1 protein-coding gene is annotated in these 1,358 nt (G+C 42.6%); it reads left to right on the forward strand.

Features of this window, described 5'->3' with window-relative positions:
• Nucleotides 1–83 precede the first annotated feature (83 nt).
• A complete protein-coding gene (locus CWC18_RS20555) occupies nucleotides 84–1,292 on the forward strand; it encodes an IS256 family transposase (protein WP_138676027.1) in 1,209 nt (402 codons plus the stop codon).
• Nucleotides 1,293–1,358 lie beyond the last annotated feature (66 nt).

Below are 1,358 nucleotides of genomic sequence, written 5' to 3' on the forward strand. Positions count from 1 at the left end.
TCAGATCAAGTCTGAGCTAGAGCCTGTAATTTAAATTGTGTATCTGCTTATAATTAAGCCAGTAATGGCTGAGGATAAGTAATATGGATAAGAAAGCTCTAGAAGCCTTCGCTCGCGAAGCAGCTAAGTCGATTAAGACTCCTTCTGATCTTGATGACTTTAGGAAAATGTTAACCAAGGTGACGGTTGAGACAGCCTTAAATGCTGAACTTAATGAGCACCTTGGTTACGAAAAAAACTCACCAACTAACGATAGTAACAGTCGAAATGGCTACTCATCTAAACGCCTAATTACAGACGATGGTGAGATCCAGTTAGAAGTCCCTCGTGACCGTGACGCGTCCTTTGAACCCAAGCTTGTTCGTAAACATCAAACCCGATTTCAATCGATGGACGACAAGATCTTAAGCCTATATGCCAAAGGAATGACCACCCGTGAAATCGTCGCAACATTCAAAGAAATGTACGATGCGGATATCTCCGCCAGTCTAATATCTAAAGTTACAGATGCTGTTTTAGAACAAGTGGTTGAGTGGCAATCTCGCCCGCTTGATACGGTCTATCCCATCGTTTATCTCGATTGCATCGTCGTGAAAGTACGCCAGAATAAACAGGTTATCAACAAAGCCATTTATCTCGCACTTGGCGTAAATATGGAAGGTCAGAAAGAACTTCTTGGGATGTGGATGTCCGAAACCGAAGGAGCGAAGTTCTGGCTTAGCGTGCTCACCGAACTTCAAAATCGAGGCGTGAATGATATCCTCATCGCGTGTGTAGATGGCCTGAAGGGCTTTCCTGATGCCATCAACGCTGTTTATCCAAAAACTCAAATTCAGCTCTGTATCGTACACATGGTGAGAAACTCAATGAAATACGTCCCATGGAAAGACTACAAGGCAATTACCGCTGACTTAAAAGAAATCTATCAAGCAACAACGGAGGATGAAGCCCTGTTGGCGTTAGAGCACTTTGGTGATAAATGGGATGAAAAGTACCCTCAAATCAGCCGCTCCTGGACGGCTCATTGGGATAATCTCAATACTCTATTTAGCTACCCTCAAGATATTCGTAAAGCTATCTACACGACAAATGCTATTGAATCTCAGAACAGTGTGATCAGAAAAGCGACCAAGAAACGTAAACTGTTCCCGACAGATGAATCCGCTAGCAAGGTGATGTACTTAGCGATAATGGATGCTTCCAAGAGGTGGACAATGCCTATTCATCACTGGAAGCAAGCTCTAAACCGTTTTATGATTATGTTTGAAGACCGACTAACTGAATACTTGTAACCAAGAGCAGTTACACAGAATTATTTACAGGGTCCTGAGCTAGTACAAATCACTTGCTATTCAATA

Source organism: Pseudoalteromonas aurantia, assembly GCF_005886875.1.
GTDB classification, from domain to species: domain Bacteria; phylum Pseudomonadota; class Gammaproteobacteria; order Enterobacterales; family Alteromonadaceae; genus Pseudoalteromonas; species Pseudoalteromonas aurantia_A.